This is a genomic window from Edaphobacter modestus (assembly GCF_004217555.1).
GTDB lineage: Bacteria > Acidobacteriota > Terriglobia > Terriglobales > Acidobacteriaceae > Edaphobacter > Edaphobacter modestus.
Genome location: NZ_SHKW01000001.1, coordinates 4,375,908 through 4,392,321 on the forward strand (window position 1 = coordinate 4,375,908; position 16,414 = coordinate 4,392,321).

Genomic DNA, 16,414 nt, shown 5'->3' on the forward strand with positions numbered 1-16,414 from the left:
CTTCAATTTGTCAAGATGAAGCATCATTTATTTTCAAAGGAAGGCAAGGAGCGGGGCTGGACTGAACCGCCCGCCTTATGTGAGGGAAGTCGGTGGCGCGGATTCTTGCACGAGCGGCGATGTGGCTCCTTCTTGTAGCAGGAGCGGTATGGGCATCGGACTGGCTCATCTGGCAAGGCAGAGTCATAGCGGGCGGAGGCTATGGCGTAGTGTCTGTCGACCGGTTCGTGGTGGCTTCGTTGAAAGGGAACAAGGAAGAGTATTACCCGGACGGAAGGGTCGAGGTGCGGTGCACGCGATCGCTGTTGCCCGAGGGGCTGCCGCAGGCTGGAGGCAAACCCTGCTGGTGGGTTGAGAGGAATCCTGTGTATTTCGATCGATAAAGGTATGCGAGAGCGACGCAGCAGTGCTTTGGTCCTCTAAACTAAAAGCAATGCCCGGCACGTTGTGGCGAAGATTTTCCCAGGTGAGGAGAGTTTGCGATGAGTGTCGAAGATGAAAAGAAGAAGCCACGGAAAGCCGCGGTTAAGAAGGCGGTGCCCGCGCCGTCCGCCGATGTGACTGCCGCGAAAAAAGTGAAAGCTGCGGCCCCCAAACCCGCGGCTCCGAAGAAGAAACCGGCGGCCAGGATCGTGGCGGAAGCGCCGACCGTGCAACCCCCAGTGGACGCAACAAGACGGGATGTTCAGCCGACACAAATGCAGATAGCGGAGCGGGCGCATCATTATTTTGTGGAACGTGGCCGGCAGCATGGCTTTCACGAGCAGGATTGGCTCCGTGCCGAGCGTGAGCTAAGGTCTGGCTCCTAGCCAACTCTTAATCCCAGAGGCTTCGTCGATGCAGCGAATTGGCGGTGCGAATGGATCTATCCTTCGTTCCGCCGATCGCGTATGAGGCTAAAAAATCCTCGTCGCGAGCTCCCTCACGAGAGAGTAACGCGTTCCCTAGCCACACACTGCTCATGATGAACACGAGGCCGTCAAACAGCTCTCCGGTAATCGAAAGCCAGAAAGGTTTCCATAGCAGGATTAGTAGGAGAAGCGATGCCGGTAAGGATCGTCGCACATGTCCTTGATCCATGTCCTCAACCAGCCAGGCAAGAACGCCAGTGAGATAGATCAGGCGGTAGTCATAGCTTGAGCCGGCTATAAACGCGAAACAGAAGATTGAAAGACAGGCGATAGCAATTGCACCGCGTGTCTGTCCCGCATCGAGCGGAGGGAGAATGCGATTGAGGTTGCGGCCCGAGAATACCCCGGCGATCATGCAGACGCAGCCGACCAACATCGCTGCCAGAGGAGCCGCGGCATGATGATCCACGACGAGGGGCGTCAAAGAATGCGATACGTGACGGCTGATTGCGTAGAAGAACGGGAAGGCGCCGAAGGACATCTCAGAGTCGCGTGGAGTATTGGCGATGACGTAGGCCAGCCTCCGCCCACTACTGAGGAAGAGAGCGACCGCCGCAGCTGCTGCCGTGATTATCGCCGGCCTCCATCCGCGGCGACGTTGCAGAAAGATTGTCAGGGCGGCAATCGGATAGACCTTCAGGATCGTCAGCAGAATCAACAGGCCGCCAGTCAGACGTGATCGCAGTGTTGGGCGTTGACGATTGATGAAAAACAGGCCGAAGACAAGAAGGAAGAAAACCACTTGGTCGGTATTGCCGCGCTCAACAGAGAACAGGACGCATCGTGATGTGATGGCAAGAAAGACAATTAGCCCGCTCAGTAGCGTGCGCGTGTTGAAGAGGAAGAGGTATGCGCTGATCGCTGCGATGGCAAAGAGAGCGCCAACAAGATTGGAGAAGCGGGACGTAAGCCCCACGTGACGTGGAAGGAGCCACACCGGCGGATAGTTGTAGAGGCGATGCCAGGGATCGAAAGAACTTACCCTGTACGGATCCTGACCACTCTTGACGCAATCAATTGCATGGGTGAATCCCCGCGTGTCTGAGAAGGAAGGCGTGTTTGCTGGAATGTGAATCATATTCCAGGCAGCATGCAGATTCCCCCGCACAAGAACTCCTGCACACAACAGGAGGGCGACAACCGCGACGGCTGATAGGACAGGCATCTTCAGGCGTAGAGAAAATGCAAAGTTCTGCATGGATAAAGCAGGCTCCTCGCGAGGGTGCAGGCAGCGAAGTGTTGCAGGTGGCAAGTCGAGGGCACCGTTGTCTGGAAGTTTTCCTATAAAGCCTTGGATGGAAGGCCCTGCGGATCCGTTGCATGCCCACAAGGTACTCAGGACTCAGTAAATCGGGTGCGCATCCACGTCGTAGCTGCGGCCAAATTTGTTGCGGTGCGGTTCGCGTTCAGGCTCATCCGGGCGAATCTCTCCCAGGTCGGCGCTCTCGCTTCCGACATGGATGCGTCGCGTCTGTTTGTCCAGGGAGTTTTGGCGTTGTCCCTCAATCCAGACATATAGGTCATAATCACCGCTTGGCACGCCCGCAATCCGAAACTCACCTTTGGAATCGGCGATGCTGAAGTATGGGGTGTTCAGGGATATGACAACCGCGCTCATCTCAGAATGGATATTGCAGAAGATGTAGGAAATGCCTTCACGAGAGAAGAGAACGCTCCGGGTGGAACCAGCTTCGTAGAGTCCCAGGTCGAAACGCTTGCCGTCGAAAAGCGAGAAGACATTGTGAAAAAACGGATCTGTGTTCGGAAATGCAACACTGCTTCCCATTGGGACGACGAGAAGGTGCGGTGTGAAGGTCTTGTTCTTCTGCACGAGGGTGAATCGTCCAGGAGCGACAGCTCGGGAAGGATCATCGTGCAGCGGCTTCAGCCAGATGACTGCTGCGGACGCTTTCTCCGGGCCGACGGACTTCGGCGCTAGACGAACAGAGATGTCTGCGGCGCGGAGAGAGCTATCTACACCAAGAAAAGATGCCACAGTCAGGAGAGCGAGCAACAGAACTCTGATCGATCGTGTCATCAGAATCGGTACCCTGCGCCCAGACCGATTACGTCACTGGTATTCGTCGATCCACCGGCATAATTCGTCCACAATTTCCGGTATTCAACAGAGAAGAGCAGGTAGGCGCTCGGGCTGTAAATCACATTTCCGAAGGCAGTTCGATTGCGGGAGAGACCAGAGTAGGTCTCCGTCGATGAACTCGCAATACTCCTGCGGATGTCGTTCGCAAATGGATTATCGATGCCGTATGCCCCGTTGAATTCCAAACGCGCCTTCGGTTTGAATTTCAGCTGCGCCCAGCCTCCAATATCGTCCAGTGGATGGAGAACCCGCGTCGTCGTCGTGTACTCAAAGACATAATCAACGTATCCTCCTGCTCCCAGACCTCCCAAAGCCTGTCCCCTGTAGACGTTGGAGAGGAATTCGATGTGCCGTCCAACCGGAAGCCGCAGATCCAGTGTTCCTGCCCATGCGTTGAAGCGTACATTGCTGGCCGTCATGTGTGGGCTGAAATACCCCCCCAAGCCGATCTCCGGACCTTCTCCGTTGTCTCCCTTTGCAAAGGCAATACGTGCATTCGTACCAGGCCACCGGCTGCGCTCTGTCTGCCATACAGCCGGTGGATTGGTGGTGGTTTGGCCGAGGCTTGGTGGATTGGGAACCTGCACCAGGCCCGCTGCCAGCTTCAGCACCGAGTGGTGCAGAGGGACCGAGTGTGAAACGCCGATCTGTGGAACCCAGGCCCACAGATTTCCGCTCCAGGCCAGAGGTGGCTCGCCCACCGCAACCAGTGAGGTCGGAGTGTAAGGAGCCACCAAACTGCGATCAAGCGCAACAAATGCGCGGGTGTGATTCCAATTCAGGCCTGCGTGAGCCGTACGCAACCGAAGCAGGCCATTGGCAGCGTAGTTGGACTGCGAGCCGATAGCGAAGAAATCAACGCGAACATCCGCATCGCTGGCTGCGCCCATCAACTCCGGTCCACGAGCATCCAAACCGAGGATTGTCTGGCGAAGTGAAAGTGCTGTGCTACCTCCACCCGGAATCGCATAGGTGGGATCCTCCGGTATATCGACCTGACGCGTGTTGACAGATGTATTGAACAATAGAAGGCCAGTCACCTTGAGCGGATACTTCGACTCGGTCTCCACCTTGGTCTGTTCATGGGTCGCAATCTGAGTGTCCTCCATTGCCTGGCGTTCGCGAATCTCCTCGAGTGAGGCCGATCCCTCCTGCGACGAGGACTCTCCGGTGATCGGCGGCGGTGGAGACGGAGAGGCGGGTGCTACGGATCGTTCTGCGGCAAGCTGTTGCCGCAGCGCACTAAGCTGCTTTTGAAGCTCCTGCATCTGATTCTGATATGCATTCATCTGCGCCTGCGCCTGCGCGACCGCTGCGGTCAGCTTCTGCAGTTTGTCTTCAGTGCTCTCGGTGGAGGCGGGCTGAGCGATGGAGGCGGACTGAGCGTAGGCCGGAGTGTATATAGTGCAGGTCATGGCTCCCAACAAGGTCACACAGAACAGGCGAAACACCTTTGAGACTCCCGTAGCCGAAGAGCTTGAAGAAGCATTCCCGTGTTCCGCGTCGCGGTTCATGGTGTAAGCAAAGTACTCCGAGGGGTGGTTGGGGCCGGGGACATCTGACGCGAGACCATCAAGCGAAATATGGTCCTTCCCGACCGGCTGCTTACCAGTTTTACATCGCCGCCATGCTCTCGCGCTACGCTCCAGGCAAGAGTTAGACCGAGGCCCGTGCCTTTTTGTTTGCCCTGACTCACAAAAGGATCGAACAAGCTTTCGCGTATTCCTTCCGCAACTCCTGGTCCACTGTCAGTTATCGAGACGCTCACCGTTGTCTGGTCGGAACTGACCGAGGCAACCACCTCGCGGCCTCCCGTGCTCTGCCGCGCGGATTGGCAGGCGTTCAGCAGAAGGTTATACAGTGCCCGTTCCATTTGTTTTGCATCGAGAGCGGCCGTTGTATCGTCGGAGGATTTTTCCACGCGCAGGGTCACACCCTCGGTATCGGGATGCGTGCGAACGAGTGCGACAGCGCGATCGAGAAGAGATTCCATCGTCATCGGAAGCCGCTGCATGCCCGCACCGGTGCGACCGAAGATAAGAAGTGTATCCAGCATGTCGGTTGTTCCGTTCACTGCAAGTCGTATCTCTTCGAATAGTTCCGCGCGCTCATTCGAAGGCAATAATGGTGAGGCAAGAAACTCAGCGTTCGCGTACACCGCGGCGAGATAGTGCCTGAGATCATGGGAGACAGAGCTCGCCATGCGTCCAATGGTCGCCAGCCGTTCCGATTCCAGCAGCGCGCGATTGGTCTTCTGAATCTCGTCTCGCATCTGTGCAAAGACATGACTCAAATAGCGAACCTCCTGAGTCCCGTCCCGGGGAAGCGAGTATCGTGGATTTCCTTCGCCAAACGCCCGCACCCCCGTGGCGAGCTGCTCCAGCGGACGCGTCACCATCCGGGCCAGCAGGAGCATGAGAACGGCTCCCGCCAGCATCGCCAACATGCCCGTAGCGAACACAAGCCTGTTGATCTCGCGTTCTGCCCGATCAGTCGCATCGAACGACTTCATGATCACAAGGCGCAGTGGAAAGCCTGCCTCAGCAGTAAGATCGCGACTGATGGTCAGGAAGCGTTCCCGTCCGGCTCGTATGATCAGCTCGCTGCTGTGGCTCAGAGAAGGAATGCTATGCTGCAAGGCGCCCTGTTTTTCTCCTGGCAACGTGGTGACCGCGAGGGTGTTGCCGGTAACGAACGCGGCCTCGGCGCCCGCACCGCGTCCAATCTCCACAAGAAATAGTTGATCGATTGCGTAGCCGCTGATGACATGGCCCAGCAGCGTCCCAGTCTTTTCGCTGCCGAAATAGAGCGGCCGGACGGAGTACTCGTACATGTGTCCGCCGCTGATCAGGTAGTGCTTTGCGGGATCTTCAATCTGGTTCTGCAGATCCCGTTTCAAAACATCTCCCTCGACCTCTACTGTATTCGCTGCGAGAATCGTGCCATCGGCGTCGGCAAGTGCAAAGAGGTCGTTTCCACTGGTCTTCCAGAAATCGAGGGCTCCATCGGCAATGGTGCGGGCATCACTGGTCGTCATCAGTGCCTTCAGGCTGGGAAGGCTGGCCAGCAGGGCATTCTCACGTTCCAGGGTGGTGAGCCTGCGGGCCTCCAGATCCTGAAAGGTGGCCACCGAGTTTTGAAGCTCCTGGGCAAGAATCTCGCGAGCGCGCTGCCGTAGCTTGTTGCGGATGATAAACAGGCTGGAGCAGGTAGTGGCTGCGACAATGAGAATCAGCGAGGCTAATAGAAGGACCCGAGTCCTGATCCCAGGTCCATGACGGTCGCTTAGCACGGGACCTCTCTTACGGGACGAACTTGTATCCGGCGCCATAGACCGTTTGAAAGTAGCGAGGCTCGGCAGAATCGGGCTCCAGCTTCTGCCGCAACTTCAGAATATGGTTATCGACAGTTCTGGTTGTGGGATAGGACTGGTATCCCCACACCTCATTCAGAAGCTCTTCGCGGCTTAGCACGCGTTCAGCATGTTCTACGAAGTACTTCAGAAGTTTGAACTCATGCGCGGTAAGCGCTACAGCCTTATCAGAGCGTCGGGCGCTCATTCTGGCGAAGTCGATCTCGCAGTCGCCGAAGGAGTAAGTGACAATCGCGGTAGGCCGATGCCGCCGCCGCAGCGCAGCCTGGACGCGAGCCATCAGCTCCCGAGGGCTGAATGGCTTGGTAACGTAATCGTCGGCTCCCAGCTCGAGCAGAAGAACCTTGTCGGCAACCTCACTGACTGCACTCACCACGATGACCGGAGTTTCAGGCTGCTCGACTTTGATGGTCTTACACACGTCGCGACCAAAGATGTTCGGAAGCAGAAGATCCAGCACCACGGCAGAAGGCTTCATGGCTCGAAAAGTGTCGAGGCCTGATTGTCCATCGCTGCAGATGGTTACGGCGTAGCCTTGATCGCGGAACATACGGTGAAGCACTTTCTGCATCCGCGGATCGTCTTCAATGACCAGAATCTGCGTGCTGGCCATCGCAGGCGGTAGGTCAGGAGTTTTCACGTCGGTCACGTTCTTGTCATTCTGCAACATGGCAGTATTGTTACTCTTTTACGCTGCCGTTTACATTGTGGGGCCTTGGAATGACAATCTTCTGACAATTCATAGACAAATGCAAATGCGGCAGTTTGTGCAGTTTGCTTGCCGCAGAGCCAGGAATAGCCTCTGGGTCCGAGCATAACCGGCAGAGATATCAGTATGACTATGACAGTTATATTGTGGCGTAGGATCCGCCAACGCGTATCGTCGCCGATGTTTTCGACCTCGTGACTGCTGCAGTCTCTCGATAAAATTGCTGCTCTTGGCTCCGAGCCCACAGTCCCCTGGTTTCAGGAGGTCTGTGCTGTCTCAGCGTGGATAAAGTTCGTACAGACGCTTGGCGGGCTGATCGAGTGTGCTGTCGTCGCTCACAGCGGCATTGGCTTGAATGCGGCCTGCCTGTTTCGAGGAAAAAAGGATCACGCTCTCCGGATTCATCAGGAGAGCCGCCTTGAGCATGAGCCTCGAGAGAACGGCGATATTGGAGAGATCGGAGTTTGTCTCCCGCGACCAGCTCCGGAGCCGCTCGGGTTCTGCGACGAGAGCCTCATGCAGAGTCTGAAGCCGCGCACTGAGCGCCCTGTGATGGATTCGGAAGGGCGATGCAATTGTAACGACAGGGTCAAAGATCGACCATTCATACTGCAGCACGGCACAGTACTCTGGCCTCCGGGCGAAGAGATCGTCGATCTGTAAATGATCGCTGCCGACTCCGAAACTGCCGATCTTGCCCTGTGCAACGCTGTCTTCAAGGAAGCGGAGCAGGGAATCGTCAGTGAGATCCTCGGCCGTGGCTTCGTGGAGCAGCCAGATGTCGATGTGATCGGTTTTGAGCGCGGATAGGCTGGATTCCAGAGAGGTTCGCGCCTTGTCGGCTGTGAATGATTTTCGCTCGGAGGGTTGAGCTGAGGCCTGCACCGCAACCTTCGCCGCCGAAGCGAGATGTTTTTTGGCTGCGGGAAACTGACGAATGATGGGGCCTGCGATCGAGCGGGCGACACGAAAGAAGGATCGACCCTTGGGTGGGGCGATGCCGTACTTGGTTGTGACTGTGACATCGGAGCGATGCCGTGCAAGGAACTCGCCAAGGCAGCCTTCGGCCTCACCGTACCCATACATCGGGGCCACGTCGAAGTGACGGATCCCCGCGTTATAGGCAGCTTCAAGAACTGCCAGCGATCCGCGTCGGCCGAGAGAGCCCATCAAGGTGGAACAGCCGAACCCGAGACGAGAGGTGGTTCGTCCGGTGACGCCCAGTGGAATGGTCTGCATAGGAAGGTTTTCTCCGTCGAAGGGTGATAATTCGCTCTAGGCTCAGATGGGGCTTAGGTGATCGGCTAGGCGAACGGCAAGAGCGAGCAGGGTATGGGTGGGGTTGGAGAAGCCAGAGTTGGGATACACAGCCGCGCTGCAGACATAGCCGTTCTCCATGCCGTGAAGACGCAGATTGAGATCGACGACACCGTCCGACGGCGAAGACGAAACGCGCATGCCCCCCATATGGTGATAGTTGTCGCCGCATTTGAGCCGGAAACGATCATAAGAATCAAGATCGGGATCGGGAACCACGCGGGCAATGGAAGAGAGAGACCTCTGTGCCACCTTCACAAACGCGCGGATGGAGTCGATCTCATTGTTGGAGACATGCCAGTCCAGCCGTGTTCGCAGCATGCCGAGCGAATCGCGGGTTTCGGAAAGAGTGATACTGCTCCTCGACAACGGATCCTGTTCGGTGTGAACGCCAAGCTCGATACGGCTGCGCGGAGCAACGTAGGCGCGGTGCTTGACCGAGTAACGATAGATCTGACGCGCGAGCAGAGGCGAATGGCGCAGCAGCGCGAACAGCTCAGACGAACTGGCCTGACGCCATTTTCCTCCCAGAAGCTTGCGCGCCGTAATCTTCAGCTGTCCGGCGATCGCTTCGGTATCGCCCTTGTAGAGAATCATCGCAGCGACATTGAGCGTGCGCTGCTGGGCCTGGACGCTCGGTGAGAGACGGAGCTTAGGCTGGTATTTGAAGCCGCGATGGAAGATGTTGTCGAAGATGTTGTGAAACGTCGCCGCATTGAGAGGTTCAAGAGTAGCAGCTGGCGCGATGATGTGATCCTGGAAGTGGCGACCAAGCAGCCCCGACCGGTTCCACGGCTTCTCCGCTTCCTCAGGCTGAAGGAAGAAGCGGCAGGATTCGATGCCTCCGAGCGCGAAGACAAACCGATCAGCCCTGAAGATCGTCTCGATGCCGGAGAGAGTTCTCGTTTTTACGCCGAGAATCTTTGGACCCTCGCGCACAAGGGCGATGGCGTTGGCATGAAGCCACAGGTCGACCTGCGAAGAATTTTCGAGCAGGTTGCGATGGAGGCGGCTGAAGTCTGGTTCAGGGCACCAGCGAGAGAAGAACGGTTCAAGCTCGGTGAAGAACGGAGACTGCAGGTTGAGCTCGCGCCAGACGGCCTCGTCGGAAAGCGTAGCGCGCGCGAGCCCTTCGAGGGCGATGGCGCGGGCATAGTAGGGTGCAAGCTCCTGCTTCGGGAAGGGCCAGCCGCTGCCGGGAACCCACTCGCGCGCTGTGAAGTCGGCGTCGTCGAGCTCGAGAATCTGCCCTCCCCATCGGGTGGTCGTTCCGCCTTTGGCGCGAAAACGCCCAATGTGGACGCCGTTATGCGGCAGACCGGTAATCTCGCTCCGATAAGGCTCCTGAGAGGCATCTTCTATTCCCGGACCTCCTCCCTCAAGCATAAGAACTCGTTTCCCCTGCCGAACCAACTCTACGGCCAGGACAATTCCAGCAGCCCCTGCGCCGACAATGCAGACATCGGCGGGTTGCATGGTGGATTCGGGCAGGCCCTGCATCAGGTCGTGAATCAAATCTGGAATCTCCCGGAATGCGAACGATATTCGTGCAGGCCAAAGGCTTCGGCTGCAGAGGAGTTGAGTAGGGAAGGAGTAAACGTGTGCTTCGTTATAGATGTCGATGGGGAGGAGGCATTTAACCGGGATTATATCGATGAGAGAAGAATTTCAGAACCCGCCTTCACCAGAAGAGCTCTTCGACCTCGAGCGAGCCGCATAGGAACAGGCCATTCCAAGGAGGATGTTTCGGCCGGACCTCTGCGTATCGATCCAGTAAGGATCGAAGCCCACGCCGTTCTGAAGGTTTTTGATGAGATGTGGTAGGCACGAGCGGATTCGAACCGCTGACCTCTACCGTGTCAAGGTAGCGCTCTAACCAACTGAGCTACGCGCCTGTGTTCCGTTTGTCTAGTCTAATGGGAACGAGGGCTGAGAGCAACCTCACCTCCGAAAACGTATCTTCGGAACGCGCCTCGGCTTTCATTTACGATGAACGTTAGCGACCGTGCCGTTCCTCTCTCAAGTTCGAGCAACACCGAATCTCCTCACCCTGATGCGGCTGTTCATCTTGCCGTTTCTGGTGATCACGATTCTCGACAACAATTACCCGGCCGCCTTCGCTCTCTTTGTTCTTGCGGGAATTACGGATGCTCTCGATGGTCTTCTCGCGCGCTGGCTGAGTCAACGAACGACCCTCGGCCTCTACATGGATCCCATCGCGGACAAGCTTCTCCTCAGCACACTCTTTATTGTGCTTACCTACGCCGGACTGATTCCCCGCTATGTGACGGTTTTGGTCTTCAGCAGGGATCTGGGAATCCTTTTGATCTCCACCCTCCTGTTTGCCACAGGCACCCTGCGGGACTTCCGCCCCAGCCTGTTGGGGAAACTTAACACGCTGGTGCAAATCCTGGGAGTAGCCTCCGTCCTTCTGGATAGGCTATGGCCAATGGCATGGCTCAACGCGCTTACAGGAGGACTGCTGAAAGTGATCGCTCTTCTCGCGCCCGTCTCCGCAGCTCAGTATGCGTGGATCGTCATTAGAAGGGTCAACTCCGACCCGGCTGCCGCTTAGTTCTCCTCTTCCGCGGCTTCGGCCTCGACCTCCTCTTCGATTGCAATATCACTAAATTCAGTTGAATCAAAAATTTCGCCGCAGCTTTGGCACTCGACGAATTCGGCCTCCTCGGTCCGGGAGACAATCTTGACGATGGGGTGTTTGCAGTGGGTGGTCATGGATCGAAAATTAGAATTTAGGAATAAGTTGGTTGGATTCTGCCCGTGTCCGTTCAGGTTGTCAACCTGAGGCGAGATTCGATGCGATTCCTCTTGGATCGTCACTGCAGCGATCCCTGGCGATCCTGTTCCCCGGCGGACGGAGGTTGAATCCAGCTTGCGGCCGCCTTCCTCCGGACGTACACTATGGAATGAAGGTCTGCGACCGTGAGAACGTAGAATGCAGGGTTAAGCGCATCCCATTGTTATCTAAGGGGATTATCTCCGGCAGCAGGTTCATCGAGCACACATGCTTCGGCTGACGAAAAAAGCGGATTACGGACTGATGGCCCTGAAGTATCTGGCCGAGCAGACGAGCGGCTCCGCGCACAGCGCCAAGGATATCGCCGAGGCATATCACATTCCCCCGCAGCTTCTGGCCAAGATTCTACAAACATTGGCCAAGGGTGGCTTGCTGGTCTCGCATGCGGGAACCAACGGCGGTTACGCGCTGGCCCGGCCGGCGAAAGAGATCTCCGCCTTCGAGGTCATTCGCGCCATCGATGGCCCCTTGTTCATCACCAGTTGCATTACCATCCACGGCGCCTGCGATCTAACCAGTACCTGCACCATCAAGGAACCGCTGCGGAAGGTAAACGACAGCATCAAGGAGCTGTTGAGCGGCATCTACATTGGAGACCTCGCTGAAACTGGAGATGGCGAACATCCGTCGGCCAACGCCGTCGGCGGCGGTCTGGTCTCAATCGCCCTTTAGGCGATAGACCCTACAACAACAAAGATTGAAGCAACAGAAAGTCAGGAGTGGGAACCTTATGAGCACCAATGGAACCGGAGTCGTTATCGCAGAGTCGGCAACGCAGCTGCCGGAAGGAGTGCGCCTTCCGATTTACATGGACAACCACGCCACGACGCCGCTCGATCCGAGGGTTCTCGAAGCGATGATGCCCTATTTGACCGGCATCTTCGGCAACGCTGCCAGCCGCAATCACAGCTTCGGCTGGGAGGCGGAGAAGGCCGTTGAGAAGGCCCGCGAACAAGTGGCCAAGTTGATTGGCGCCACCGCAAAAGAGATCATCTTTACCTCAGGCGCCACCGAATCGAACAACCTCGCACTCAAGGGCATCGCCGAGATGTATCGCGAGCGTGGCAATCACATCATCACCCAGGTCACCGAGCACAAGGCCGTTCTGGATACGTGTAAGAAGCTTGAGAAACAGGGCTATCGGGTTACCTATCTTCCGGTCCAGGCAGATGGTCTGGTCGACATTGAAGACCTCAAGCGCGCGATGGACGACAAAACCATTCTTGTCTCGCTCATGTATGCCAATAACGAGATTGGCGTCATCCAGCCCATTCGCGAGATTGGCGCACTCTGCCACGAGAAGGGAATTCTGTTCCATACCGACGGAGTGCAGGCAGTCGGCAAGATTCCCGTCGATGTGCAGAAGGACAACATCGATGTCCTCAGCCTGAGCGGTCACAAGATCTACGGACCCAAGGGTGTGGGGGCGCTTTACGTTCGCCGCCGTAACCCCCGTGTGCAGATCTCCGAGCAGATCAACGGCGGTGGTCACGAGCGCGGCATGCGCTCAGGCACGCTGAATGTTCCCGGAATTGTCGGTCTCGGAGCCGCCTGCGAGATCGCCATGAACGAGATGGAGGCCGAGGCCAAGCGCGAGCAGGAGCTGCGCGATTATCTCAAGAAGAAGCTCGAGAACGCGCTCGACTATGTTCACGTCAACGGAAACATGGACCATCATCTTCCCGGCAACCTCAACATGAGCTTCGTCTATGTAGAGGGCGAGAGCCTGCTGATGGGGATCAACGACATTGCCGTCTCGTCGGGTTCGGCCTGCACTTCAGCCACACTGGAACCGAGCTATGTCCTCAAGGCGCTCGGTCTCGGCGATGATGTCGCGCACAGCTCCATCCGGTTCGGTCTGGGACGCTTCAACACCAAGGCTGAAGTGGATTACGTCTCCGACAAGATCATCGACGTCGTGCAGAAGCTTCGCGAGTTGAGCCCGCTTTACGAAATGGTCAAGGAAGGCATCGACCTCACGAAGATCGAGTGGGCGGCGCACTAAACCGACACAGATCACAGTTCCTCAGACAGGCGCGGCTCGATGCCGCGCCTGTTTCGTGCTGTGAGCCATCGTTCCTAACCCGTTCTGCCGTCTAAATTCATGCCGCAGCTTCTGCGATACTCTTGCGGCACACTCGAATGTCAAAGCTCGTTCGTCTCTTTACCTCGTTGCTTTTTCTGTTCCTGTTGCCGGCCCGCTATGCCGGTGGATACTCCCTGCTCACCCATGAGCAACTCATCGACCTCACATGGGAAGCCTCGATCGTTCCTCTGCTCAAGAGCCGTTACCCTACTTTGACCGACGCTCAGTTGGAGCATGCTCGAGCCTATGCCTACGGCGGTTGCGTCATTCAGGACATCGGGTATTATCCGTTCGGCGATTCCTTCTTCTCCGATCTCACCCACTACGTTCGTTCGGGAGATTTCGTCGTCAATCTCTTCCGCAATGCAGGAAACGCAGACGAACTGGCGTTTGCTGTTGGAGCCTTGTCTCATTACATCGGCGACAGCGTCGGTCACGCCGACTCGACGAATCTGGCAGTTCCAGTGGAGTTCCCAAAGCTGGGGCAACGATATGGCCGCTCCGTGAACTATGCGGAAGGGAAATCGCAGCACATCCGAACCGAGTTTGCGTTCGACATCAACGAGATCTCCCGTGGCCGCTTCGCGCCGGTCCACTATCTCCGACACGTTGGCCTCGAGGTTCCGCAACGCCAGCTTGAACTGGCCTTTTACCAGACCTATGGACTTGCCGAGGATTTCTCGGCCGGGAAGGGCCGCAGAGTCAATGTGCGTGGGTATCGCTTTGCAGTACGCAACTTCATTCCTCGAATCGCCTATGCGGTGACCCTGCTGCATCGTCATTCAGAGCCGCCTGTTGTCGATTCTCCCGATCTTCAGCGGCTCGCCTCGGAGCTTTCTACGGTCGCGTCGAAGAACCATTGGGATCTCTATCGCAGGCGAGCCGGCATCGGAACCTACAGTCTCGCGGGCGTTCTCTATGTTCTTCCAAGGATCGGGCCGCTCAAGCTGGCTGCGGTCAAAGGTCCGCATGCCGATACCGATCGGGATTACATACACTCGGTTTTGCGTTCGACCGATGCGTTGAACTTCACGGTTCGGCGCTTTACTCCCCCTCCTGCAACACGTCTCAGCGCAGCCAAGGCGGCCGCGAAAGATGTGAACTCGCAACCACCGCCCACCGACCCTTTGCCTGCAAAACTCGGGGCTGGCCAAACGGTTCCACGCGGGTCTTCCGATCCCCGACACCCGTTGAGAAATCGTGATCTGGACACGGGCAGCGTCGTTCGTCCAGGCGGATATCCGCTGACCGACGCAACCTACTGCCGTCTCGTGCACCGTCTTGCGGCGAACCCGGCGCAGCCGGTTCCCCCTGGTATCAAGGCGGATATTCTGGCTTACTACGCGGATCGTGATGTGAACTTCGCAACGAAGACTCATCCCGCGGCGTGGAAGACCTTGCAGGCCGATCTGGCTACCTTGCAGACGATCCCAACCAACAATGAGCCGCTGCCTTATCCGACCTATGGCTCCGATGAGGGCGATCCGAGCGGAGATGCGACATACTGAGAATCTCAGGGTGTCGATTGGCTGTTTTACTGCTGAAGCGTAAGATAATAAACCTCTTTTCCAGGGAGAGTGCAGCATTTATCGGAGTTAGATAAAACCATGATCATCATGGCGCACCCAAACAATAAGAGTTATCATCTAAACAAGCGAGGACTTTCCCATGGCATATAGCGACAAGGTCGTAGACCATTACAACAATCCGAGGAACGTCGGCACGCTCGACAAGAGTGCACAGGAGGTCGGAACGGGCCTTGTTGGCGCACCGGAGTGCGGCGATGTGATGCGCCTGCAGATCAAGGTAAATCCTGAGACGCAGGTGATTGAGGAAGCGAAGTTCAAGACCTTCGGTTGCGGCTCAGCGATTGCTTCGAGTTCTCTGGCGACCGAGTGGGTCAAGGGTAAGACTGTAGCCGAAGCTATGGCCATCTCGAACACCGATATCGTCAAGGAGCTTGCGCTTCCTCCTGTCAAGATTCATTGCTCAGTTCTGGCGGAAGACGCCATCCGTGCCGCGATCGGCGACTGGAAGAAGAAGAACAGCGTCGACGAGACCGAAGCGGTTGCTGTCGCCGTAGCCCACTAAGGCTTTTGTTTCCGTTACATCGCGCCCCCGCGCCTGGCGATGGATTTCGCGAGTCGCGGGGTGCTTTTGCATCATCAGAAAGTTATGAGATTCCCGCGGTGCTTCCTCCCGCATCTGTAGACGTCTTCCGTGGGACGCAAGTCACGGTGAGGTTCTTCTATGTCCATGGTTTCTATCCAACCAACGACTTCGCAGAGCGCTTCGGTGGCTGAAGCCGAGCAGTCCCGGGATCCGCTTGCGGGGATGACTCTGCTGAACGCCGAGGGACAGCAACCTCGTGCGAAGGCCGCTGTCGAGATCACGAAGAACGCTCTGAAGCGCATCCGCGTGGCCATGTCAAAGGAGGGAGTCTCTCCCGAGCAGGGCGGGCTGCGCCTCGGCGTAATGGGAGGCGGCTGCTCCGGCCTGAGCTACTCGATCCGATTCGATTCTCAGCCGCGGGAACGCGACCGGGTCTTTATCTTTGGCGCGGGGATCGAGACGCCTGGCGATACCACGGGTTCGGCTCCGGTCCGGGTCTTCGTCGATCCGAAGAGCTTTCTCTACCTGGCCGGAATGGTTCTGGACTTTGAAGAGACGCTGATGCGCCAGGGGTTCAACTTCATCAATCCGAATTCGACGAAGAGCTGTGGATGTGGCTCGAGTTTTACGGCCTGAGGTACCCCCTCCTCGAGTGGATGGTAAATCGTTTTGTTTGTTTAGTTTAGTTGAAATTAGACCTGCAAAATATTCGAAACAAAGGGGTTAAGTACTAAAATATTGGATTGACAGGCTTTATTGGAAAGCCCCGGATTTTGGTCTGGGGCTTTTTCTCTTCTGGTTTTAATTGTAGCTGGAGGAAGGGAACTAATCGGCACTTGGATGTCATTTTGTTTGTTGGGGTTAGGCTGGTTTGGGGCTTGACAGGTTTGCGTGCGGGTCTGCGGGGCGGGCCGGGTTCGAGCTGTGCTCGAATGGCCCACTCATGTGATGAGACTGCATGAATGGGGCACCCGATGGGTGGATTTG

The 16,414-nt window shown here is 56.8% G+C and carries 16 protein-coding genes and 1 tRNA gene; 8 read left to right on the plus strand and 9 right to left on the minus strand.

Annotated features, from left to right (window positions below; genetic code table 11):
• Positions 1 to 92 precede the first annotated feature (92 nt).
• On the plus strand, positions 93 to 383 hold the full coding sequence (locus BDD14_RS18560) for a hypothetical protein (protein WP_242618050.1): 291 nt from the start codon (positions 93 to 95) through the stop codon (positions 381 to 383).
• 99 nt (positions 384 to 482) lie between these two features.
• Entirely contained in the window at positions 483 to 809 is a 327-nt protein-coding gene (locus BDD14_RS18565; RefSeq protein ID WP_130420106.1) for a DUF2934 domain-containing protein, read from the plus strand.
• 7 nt (positions 810 to 816) lie between these two features.
• On the opposite strand, the gene BDD14_RS18570 is transcribed toward BDD14_RS18565, so the two are convergent.
• From BDD14_RS18570 to BDD14_RS18605, 8 genes are all read right to left on the minus strand, one after another.
• Positions 817 to 2,109, minus strand: coding sequence for a DUF2029 domain-containing protein (locus tag BDD14_RS18570; protein WP_130420107.1), 1,293 nt, complete (start codon positions 2,107 to 2,109; stop codon positions 817 to 819).
• A gap of 144 nt (positions 2,110 to 2,253) precedes the next feature.
• The gene (locus BDD14_RS18575; RefSeq protein ID WP_130420108.1) at positions 2,254 to 2,949 is read right to left on the minus strand and encodes a hypothetical protein; all 696 of its coding nucleotides are present in this window, start codon (positions 2,947 to 2,949) and stop codon (positions 2,254 to 2,256) included.
• The gene (locus BDD14_RS18580; RefSeq protein ID WP_242618051.1) at positions 2,949 to 4,427 is read right to left on the minus strand and encodes a hypothetical protein; all 1,479 of its coding nucleotides are present in this window, start codon (positions 4,425 to 4,427) and stop codon (positions 2,949 to 2,951) included. The genes BDD14_RS18575 and BDD14_RS18580 overlap by 1 nt, the downstream gene beginning before the upstream one ends.
• Before the next feature lie 95 nt (positions 4,428 to 4,522).
• Positions 4,523 to 6,304, minus strand: coding sequence for an ATP-binding protein (locus BDD14_RS18585; RefSeq protein ID WP_242618052.1), 1,782 nt, complete (start codon positions 6,302 to 6,304; stop codon positions 4,523 to 4,525).
• 10 nt (positions 6,305 to 6,314) lie between these two features.
• Positions 6,315 to 6,998, minus strand: coding sequence for a response regulator transcription factor (locus BDD14_RS18590; RefSeq protein ID WP_423201803.1), 684 nt, complete (start codon positions 6,996 to 6,998; stop codon positions 6,315 to 6,317).
• 372 nt (positions 6,999 to 7,370) lie between these two features.
• Positions 7,371 to 8,333 carry an aldo/keto reductase gene (locus BDD14_RS18595; protein WP_130420111.1) on the minus strand — a complete coding sequence of 321 codons (963 nt, stop codon included), beginning with the start codon at positions 8,331 to 8,333 and terminating at the stop codon, positions 7,371 to 7,373.
• Positions 8,334 to 8,375: 42 nt separating this feature from the next.
• Positions 8,376 to 9,926: a GMC family oxidoreductase gene (locus tag BDD14_RS18600; RefSeq protein ID WP_242618053.1), complete on the minus strand. Its 1,551-nt coding sequence runs from the start codon at positions 9,924 to 9,926 to the stop codon at positions 8,376 to 8,378.
• A gap of 303 nt (positions 9,927 to 10,229) precedes the next feature.
• A tRNA-Val gene (locus BDD14_RS18605) sits at positions 10,230 to 10,306 on the minus strand.
• A gap of 110 nt (positions 10,307 to 10,416) precedes the next feature.
• On the opposite strand from BDD14_RS18605, the gene BDD14_RS18610 reads away from it, so the two are divergent.
• Positions 10,417 to 10,986: a CDP-alcohol phosphatidyltransferase family protein gene (locus tag BDD14_RS18610; protein WP_130420112.1), complete on the plus strand. Its 570-nt coding sequence runs from the start codon at positions 10,417 to 10,419 to the stop codon at positions 10,984 to 10,986.
• On the opposite strand, the gene BDD14_RS31925 is transcribed toward BDD14_RS18610, so the two are convergent.
• A complete protein-coding gene (locus tag BDD14_RS31925) occupies positions 10,983 to 11,147 on the minus strand; it encodes a hypothetical protein (RefSeq protein ID WP_165420145.1) in 165 nt (54 codons plus the stop codon). The genes BDD14_RS18610 and BDD14_RS31925 overlap by 4 nt on opposite strands.
• 289 nt (positions 11,148 to 11,436) lie before the next feature.
• On the opposite strand from BDD14_RS31925, the gene BDD14_RS18620 reads away from it, so the two are divergent.
• From BDD14_RS18620 to BDD14_RS18640, 5 genes are all read left to right on the plus strand, one after another.
• A complete protein-coding gene (locus BDD14_RS18620) occupies positions 11,437 to 11,901 on the plus strand; it encodes an RrF2 family transcriptional regulator (protein WP_130420114.1) in 465 nt (154 codons plus the stop codon).
• A 58-nt stretch (positions 11,902 to 11,959) separates the two neighbouring features.
• A complete protein-coding gene (locus tag BDD14_RS18625; RefSeq protein ID WP_130420115.1) occupies positions 11,960 to 13,234 on the plus strand; it encodes an IscS subfamily cysteine desulfurase in 1,275 nt (424 codons plus the stop codon).
• 137 nt (positions 13,235 to 13,371) lie between these two features.
• Positions 13,372 to 14,823 carry a zinc dependent phospholipase C family protein gene (locus tag BDD14_RS18630; RefSeq protein ID WP_130420116.1) on the plus strand — a complete coding sequence of 484 codons (1,452 nt, stop codon included), beginning with the start codon at positions 13,372 to 13,374 and terminating at the stop codon, positions 14,821 to 14,823.
• Positions 14,824 to 14,983: 160 nt separating this feature from the next.
• A complete protein-coding gene (gene iscU / locus BDD14_RS18635) occupies positions 14,984 to 15,406 on the plus strand; it encodes a Fe-S cluster assembly scaffold IscU (protein WP_130420117.1) in 423 nt (140 codons plus the stop codon).
• A gap of 159 nt (positions 15,407 to 15,565) precedes the next feature.
• Positions 15,566 to 16,063, plus strand: coding sequence for a HesB/IscA family protein (locus BDD14_RS18640; protein ID WP_130420118.1), 498 nt, complete (start codon positions 15,566 to 15,568; stop codon positions 16,061 to 16,063).
• Positions 16,064 to 16,414 lie beyond the last annotated feature (351 nt).